Genomic DNA, 6,801 nt, shown 5'->3' on the forward strand with positions numbered 1-6,801 from the left:
TGTCCCTAAGGTTCAGAAATCTTGGAGCGCCCCGAGCCCGGGGCGCGACAGCGCGTTGAGCCCGGGGCTAACAGCCCACGATCAGATTACCCGCCCGGTATAGGCTGCGATGAAAGTGCAAAAAGCTCAACATAGTATTCCGATACATATGCACTTCGGCGCGAATGTCAAATGGCAAAGGCGCGGCTCCGGAACAGCTTCTCCTTTCCTCAGGCCGCCCTGGCCTCGACGCTCGGCATCTTTGGAGGATGGACTGGAGAATGAGCCGGCATGGCCGGCTTAGGCAGCCGCCATGCACGAGACCTCATCGGCTGTGGTGCTCACCGCTGGCGATCTCGATATCCGTGATATCCCGGGCGTCTCCACAAGGCGTTACGCTCCTGGAGCGTCTGAATGTGCAGCCGAGGCGCGATTGCTCTGCGCGGCCGTATTTCCCGCAAGACATTCCGCCTCGGACGAGGCATTCGCACGCCATGGGCAATTCGAAACCATGTTACGCGCCGCTGGCCGGCGAGATCTCAGCCGGAGTTTCCGCCATCGCCCCGGCGGCGATCGCTGCGATCCCGATCGGGCTCCTGTTCGGTGCGGTTGCGGGAGCAAAAGGCCTTTCCGGCCTTGAAGTCACTTTGATGTCGGCCCTGGTCTTCGCGGGAGGATCGCAGTTCGCCGCCATCGAAACCTGGTCTCATCCTCCGCCCATCGCGGCACTCGCTTTCGCGACTTTCCTAATCAATGCACGCCACCTGCTGATGGGAGCATCTCTCGCACCGAAGCTGCGCGCCCGCGGATGGCGGCGCTGGTTTGCCGTCTTTCTCATGACGGACGAGACCTGGGCACTCGCCGAACGGCGGGCTCTCTCGCAGCCGGTGACGCTGGCCTACTGGCTTGCGATGGGGTCGTGCCTCTACGTGGTATGGGTTCTGTCGACCGTGGCCGGCGCGGCCGTGGGCTCCTTCCTGGGCGAGCCGGACCGCATCGGTGCGGATTTCGTCTTCACGGCGCTCTTCATCGGCCTGATCGCCGGGTTCGGGCGCTCCCGTACAACGATGGCTGCCGTGGTGGGGAGCGCTGCCGGCGCAGCGCTCACGCACCACATCTTCGGGCCGCCCTGGCACGTCGCCGCAGGTGCGCTTTCGGGAATCGCAGCAGCCTTCCTCGCCGCCGGGCAGGGGGCGAGGCAGTGACGCTCAATCCTCTGGCCCTGGCCGCGATCCTGGCAATGACCGCCGTCACCTACGTGACCCGGATCGGCGGCATTCTCCTGGCGTCACGCTTCTCGCCGCGTGGTCGTGCAAGAGCCGCTTTCGATGCGATCCCGCCGGCGGTTCTCGCTGCCGTCATCGCGCCGACAGCCCTGACGACAGGGTGGCCGGAGACGCTCGCGGCCGCGATTGCGTTGATGGCAGCCATACGCCTCCCACTCCTCGGCACGATCGGTGTCGGCGTCGCGGCCGTCGTGCTCCTACGCGCTTACCTCTGATGTGCTCCCGGACAGGGGGACGGTAGCCTTTTCGAGCCAAAGGCGGGTCGGCTCGTCGAGAAGCGTAGCGAGAGCGCTCCGGACACGCGCGTGGTACTGGTCGATCCATGCCGCTTCGTCGGGTGTCAGCATCGAGGCATCCACGAGACGCAGATCCAACGGCGCCAGAGTCAGGGTCTCGAATCCCATCATCTCGCGCTCGGCGCCCTGGATGGAGCGGTGCTCCACCAGGACGAGGTTCTCGATCCGGATGCCGTAGGCTCCAGTCCTGTAGTAGCCCGGCTCGTTCGACAGGATCATGCCGGGCTCGAGAACGGTGTGCCCCAGTTTCGAGATGCGCTGCGGCCCCTCATGTACGGAGAGATAGCTTCCAACCCCGTGGCCGGTGCCGTGATCGAAATCGAGGCCCGCTTCCCAGAGTGAACGGCGCGCAAACGCATCGATCTGTGCGCCGGTCGTGCCTTTCGGAAAGACGGCGCGCGCGATCGCGATATGCCCTTTGAGCACGCGCGTGTTTCGCTCCCGCATCTCCTCAGTCGGAGTGCCCACGATGACCGTTCGCGTGATATCAGTCGTGCCGTCCTCGTACTGTGCGCCCGAGTCGATCAGGTAGATCTGTCCCGGCTCGATCCGCCGGTTTGTCCGCACGGTGACCCGGTAGTGCGGCAAGGCGGCATTCGGGCCCGTCGCGGAAATGCTCGGGAATGAGAGATCCTTCACGAGGCCCGTTTCGAGCCGGAACGACTCGAGCGCCTCTGCCGCGCTGATCTCATCGAGCTTCCCGCTCGGTGCTTCCCGATCGAACCACGCGAGGAACCGCGTGACTGCCGCTCCATCCCTGAGGTGAGCCGCTCGGGTACCCGCGATCTCGGACGCGTTCTTCGCTGCCTTGAGAAGGCTGATCGGATCTGGTCCGACGTCGGCTTTCCCACCGGCGACCTCGAGACGGCGGGCGAGCGCGACCGCAGCGGTCGCTGAATCCAGCCTGACGGTCGCGCCAGTCTCGCCGAGCGCGTCGAGATCCTCCACGAATTGCGTGGGCGGGCACAGATCCGCGACGTCGCCGAGAGCCGCTCCGGCTTCATTGGTGATCTTGGCGGGATCGAAATAGAGTTGCGGCCTCCTGTCTCGTGGGATCACGCCATATCCGAATGGGATGGGAGTATGTCCCACATCGGCCCCTCGCAGATTGAAGGACCATGCGAGGTTGTGCGGATCTGAAACCACGAGCGCGTCGACACGCGCATCCTGGAGCTTTGCGCGGATTCTCGCGAGCTTGTCGGAGGCAGCCTCTCCGGCCCGCTCCAGCGGATGCGGAACGATCGGTCCCTTTGGGGCAAGTGGGCGATCGGTCCAGATCACGTCAATGAGATTGATGTCGACGGGCGCAAGGCGACCTCCGGCTCGCTCGACCGCCCGTTCCAGGCGCTTGGATCCGTCTGGAGTGTGGAGCCACGGATCATAGGCGAGAACGGCATCAGCCGGCAGGTTCTCGGCAATCCAGTCCTCGGGGCTTTTGTCCGAGAGGAGGACTGGCGTGAATAGGGTCGTATCGACCTGTTCGGCTGCCTGAAGAATGTAGCGGCCGTCGACGACGAGGGCCGCCTTCTCGAGCAGAACGATCGCTGTGCCGGCAGATCCCGTGAAGCCGGTGAGCCATGCCAGACGCTCGGCATTCGGGGGGACGTATTCGGATTGATGCTCGTCCGCCCGCGGCACGACGAAACCGGCATAGCCTCGCCGCTCCAGCTCGGCTCGCAACCGGGTGGTCCGCTCACGCCCTTGCGCCGGTGTCGTTCGATCTTCGAAAGTCTGGAAACGTGCCATGCCTGCGGATCCCGGATTGTGGAGAGGACCGACACCCGAGCGGCCTGCCCCAGTTCATCGTTTCCTAGCATCGGTGCCGCAGGAGGCGGAAGCCGACCTCAGATGTGAGCGGTACGACGAAGCCACACGGTAGTGCCTGCCGACAGCCGCCCTTCGGCTCTGTGATCCATCGCACTGTTTCAGGATACGTAGGGCCGTACAAGACAGGCGGGGCCTGGGCTCGTCACCTGATCGACCGCATGGAGTCAGATCATGGGCCACTCCGCATCATCCCGCAGCTCAACTGCTCGCGGGCTCCGGCATGCCATTGTTCTCGGAGGCAGCATCGCCGGCCTCCTCGCGGCGCGCGTGCTGTCGGACACCTTCGACCACGTCACCATTATCGAGCGAGACGCGCTGGCCCGCTCGCCCGAGTCCCGCAAGGGCGTTCCGCAAGGCAACCATCTGCACGCCCTGCTCGAACGCGGAAGAATCCTGGCCGAAGCCCTGCTGCCTGGCCTGTCCGAAGATCTCGTCGCCTTGGGCGCCGCTCGCCTGAGCGGTGGTCGGGATCTCGCTTGGCACCATTCGGGTGGCTGGCGCGTCCAGCACGACAGCGATTTGACCTTCCTGTCCATGAGCCGCCCGCTGCTCGAAAGCCAAGTGGCCGAACGCGTCCGTGCGCTGCCGAATGCGACAATCCTCGATGGATTGCGAGCCGTCGGCCTGTGCAGCGACGAGCGCGGCACGATTACCGGCATCCGGGCCTGCCGGCCGGGCACACACGGCGAGGAAGAGGAGATCGAAGCCGATCTCGTGGTCGATGCGATGGGCCGGGGCAGCATGGTGCCGCAATGGCTGGCCGAGATCGGCTTCGAGCCGCCGCGAGCCGAACTCGTCGGAGCGAGCGTCTCCTATGCGAGCTGCACGTTTCGCCGCGCGGACCGGCGGCTCAACTGGCGGGCCTTGATCATCTCCGGAAGGCCGGTCCGACGCGGTGGCCTCATCTTCCCTATCGAAGGTGACCGGTGGCTCGTGACTCTGCCGGGTTTCTTCGACGAACCCATGCCGCAGGAGCATGCGGGCTTCCTGGCCTTTGCCGGATCGCTTGCCGTGCCCGATCTCTACGACGAGATCCGCGAATGCGAGCCCCTGTCGGAGATCAAGCGCCATCGTTTCATCGGCAGCCTGCGGCGGCGCTATGAGCGGCTCGATCGCTTCCCGGAAGGGCTGATCGCCATTGGCGATGCGGTCTGTAGCTTCAATCCGGTCTATGGCCAGGGGATGACTGTCAGCGCCATCGAGGCAGAGGCGCTCGGGCGGCTACTTGCCGATGCTCAGGCGCACGGTGGCCTCGCGTCGGATTTCAGCCGGCGCTGGTTCCGGGCGATCAGGCCGATCGTCGATGCTGCCTGGAACGGGGTGCGGCTCGAGGATCTCCGATTGCCTGAGCTCGGCAGCCAGCGGCCGCTGCATCTGCGTCCGATGCAATGGTACTTGGACCAAGTTCAACTGGCGACGCATCGCAGCGCCGCTGTGACCGACCAGTTCTACCGGGTCATGAACTTCCTCGATTCGCCGAGCCGGCTCTTCCGGCCCCGGATCCTGGCCGAGGTGCTGTTTGCAGGATCTCGCACATCACCGCGAGGCACGAGCCTGGCGGATGCGCCGCTCGGCCCAATCTCCCAAACCGGCGGAGCAGGGTAACCTCAGAACCCGAGCGGGAGCCCATGGCGCAGTGCTGCCGGGGCTCTCCAGGTCGAAGGCAGTCCGCTCCTCATCGCCTGCCGTTGTGCGCGGCGCCAGCACCAGTCCCGATCGCTCAGGAATCTGTGCTGCTTCGCCCGAAAGGTCCCGCCGCAGCACCTGCGCTGGATAGGCATCGATGTGGCAGGCCTTAACGATTTATTACCGAGACCCGCATGCTGGGCATGGCTTGCATGCCATTCTGGGCCTTTTCGCAGTGCAGCAAGGTGCCTACCTCATGTCTAACGACAAAAAAGGAAACGTTGAAGGGCGATCGGAATCTTTCGGAGGCTTACCGTGGCTGGTTCTGTCGCTGTTTCAGGTTTTTCAGTGTCCGATCACGCAACGACTCGCAAGAGCCTGCTGAAGCGGATCATGGGTGCCATCATTCAGTCCCGTATGACGACTGCCGAGCGGTTGGTTCGCCACTACGAGGCGCTGTTCGACAACGCCAGGATCTACGGAGATTACCGCCGGGTACGGCTCGGCTCCGCAGATCGTCTTCCCTTCAACACCTAACCGACTTTCATCATCTCAGGGGCTGATACGATGTTCATTCTGACCTTCCTCCGCATGTTGCGCGAAGTTGCCGCCGATGCACGCGAAATGCAGCGTGTCATGCGCGCGCGCTATCCCTACGCCTTCATCGACGAGTGAGTGGAAGCGGGTGGCGGTGTGAAAGCACCAGAGCGACCCATCCTTCCTGATCGTAGCGGCGGCGCAAGCGCCAGCCTTGCGCCGCATAAGCGCTGAGAACTCCCGGGACGTCGTGCCCGAGAAGACCCGAGAGGATGAGCGTCCCGTGCGGTGACGCGACTCTCGTGATGCTGGGGGCGAGCAATCGAAGCGGCTTGGCGAGAATATTCGCGAAGACCAGATCGAATCGTCCGGCCCGGCGCACGGCCTCATGCCGCACGCCGGGCGCAACATAGAATGTCAACTGATGCGCGACACCATTGAGGTGCGCATTCTCCGACGCGACACGGATGGCCTCTGGGTCGATGTCGCCGGCCACCACCGGAATCTTAAGCATCTTGGCTGCTGCAAAAGCGAGGATTCCGGTACCTGTCCCGACATCGAGGACGGAGGCGGGCTTCCCCAACTTTACCTCATCGACGAAAGCACGCAGGCAACTCGACGTCGTCCCGTGATGACCCGTGCCGAAGGCCAGTGCGGCCTCAATCTCGATCGCGAGATCGTTCGGGCGACGTTGGTCGCGGTCATGGGCGCCATGCACGAGAATGCGGCCGGCCCGGACCGGGTTGAGCCCTTCGAGCGAGGCCTTCACCCAATCCTGCTGCGCCAGCGTTTGAAACTCGGCCTCGTCGGCCTCCGGCCCGATGATCGGCCGGATCAGGTTACGGACCGCGCCCTGATCGGGCTCGCGCGCGAAATAAGCTTCGAGCAGCCAGGATCCATCCTCGGTCTCGAACGCAGCAACCGCCGATTCCGCAGGATCGAAGATCTCCCCGATCACATTGGTCATGAGGCGAGCAGCCCGTTCGGTTGTCCTGAGGCGAAGGACATGGGTTGGGCGGTTCGGATGGAGACCTTCGAGCATGGGAGCCGCTTATCACGCCCCTGAGGCGGGCTAAAGCTGGTCGAGGCAGGACGGTTGGCCACGCCGAAGCAACTCACCTGCTGACGCGATCGCGCCGTCAGGCGAGATCAGTTCCGGCCGCCGCCATGTCCGCCGCCGCCGCCGTTTCCGCCGCCGCCGCCGTTCCCACCGCCGCCGCCGCCGCCGCCGTTCCCACCGCCGCCGCCGC

Annotated in this window: 6 protein-coding genes; 4 read left to right on the forward strand and 2 right to left on the reverse strand. The window is 64.6% G+C overall.

All coding sequences use genetic code 11. The features are described 5' to 3' along the window. Positions 1–473 precede the first annotated feature (473 nt). Positions 474–1,184, forward strand: coding sequence for an AzlC family ABC transporter permease (locus BN1233_RS08720; protein ID WP_046863057.1), 711 nt, complete (start codon positions 474–476; stop codon positions 1,182–1,184). Continuing rightward, positions 1,181–1,480 carry an AzlD family protein gene (locus BN1233_RS08725; protein WP_046863058.1) on the forward strand — a complete coding sequence of 100 codons (300 nt, stop codon included), beginning with the start codon at positions 1,181–1,183 and terminating at the stop codon, positions 1,478–1,480. Before BN1233_RS08720 ends, BN1233_RS08725 begins: the two co-directional genes overlap by 4 nt. On the opposite strand, the gene BN1233_RS08730 is transcribed toward BN1233_RS08725, so the two are convergent. Further along, entirely contained in the window at positions 1,463–3,307 is a 1,845-nt protein-coding gene (locus tag BN1233_RS08730) for an aminopeptidase P family protein (RefSeq protein WP_046863059.1), read from the reverse strand. The two genes, BN1233_RS08725 and BN1233_RS08730, sit on opposite strands and share 18 nt — an antisense overlap. Before the next feature lie 252 nt (positions 3,308–3,559). Here BN1233_RS08730 and BN1233_RS08735 point away from each other — a divergent pair, with 252 nt between their 5' ends. Then, on the forward strand, positions 3,560–4,993 hold the full coding sequence (locus tag BN1233_RS08735; RefSeq protein ID WP_063776733.1) for an NAD(P)/FAD-dependent oxidoreductase: 1,434 nt from the start codon (positions 3,560–3,562) through the stop codon (positions 4,991–4,993). Between the two features lie 336 nt (positions 4,994–5,329). Next, positions 5,330–5,551: a hypothetical protein gene (locus tag BN1233_RS08740; RefSeq protein WP_147707058.1), complete on the forward strand. Its 222-nt coding sequence runs from the start codon at positions 5,330–5,332 to the stop codon at positions 5,549–5,551. A gap of 124 nt (positions 5,552–5,675) precedes the next feature. Here BN1233_RS08740 and BN1233_RS08745 read toward each other — a convergent pair whose 3' ends face one another. Beyond that, a complete protein-coding gene (locus BN1233_RS08745) occupies positions 5,676–6,593 on the reverse strand; it encodes a 50S ribosomal protein L11 methyltransferase (RefSeq protein WP_046863061.1) in 918 nt (305 codons plus the stop codon). Between the last annotated feature and the right edge of the window lie 208 nt (positions 6,594–6,801).

The organism is Microvirga massiliensis, from assembly GCF_001006805.1.
In the GTDB taxonomy this organism is placed as follows: domain Bacteria; phylum Pseudomonadota; class Alphaproteobacteria; order Rhizobiales; family Beijerinckiaceae; genus Microvirga; species Microvirga massiliensis.

What these genes read in the sequence shown, in the direction of transcription:
- BN1233_RS08720 (WP_046863057.1), top strand. Translation starts at nt 474, where the DNA reads ATGGGCAATTCGAAACCATGTTACGCGCCGCTGGCCGGCGAGATCTCA.
- BN1233_RS08730 (WP_046863059.1), bottom strand. Translation starts at nt 3,307, where the DNA reads ATGGCACGTTTCCAGACTTTCGAAGATCGAACGACACCGGCGCAAGGG.
- BN1233_RS08735 (WP_063776733.1), top strand. Translation starts at nt 3,560, where the DNA reads ATGGGCCACTCCGCATCATCCCGCAGCTCAACTGCTCGCGGGCTCCGG.
- BN1233_RS08745 (WP_046863061.1), bottom strand. Translation starts at nt 6,593, where the DNA reads ATGCTCGAAGGTCTCCATCCGAACCGCCCAACCCATGTCCTTCGCCTC.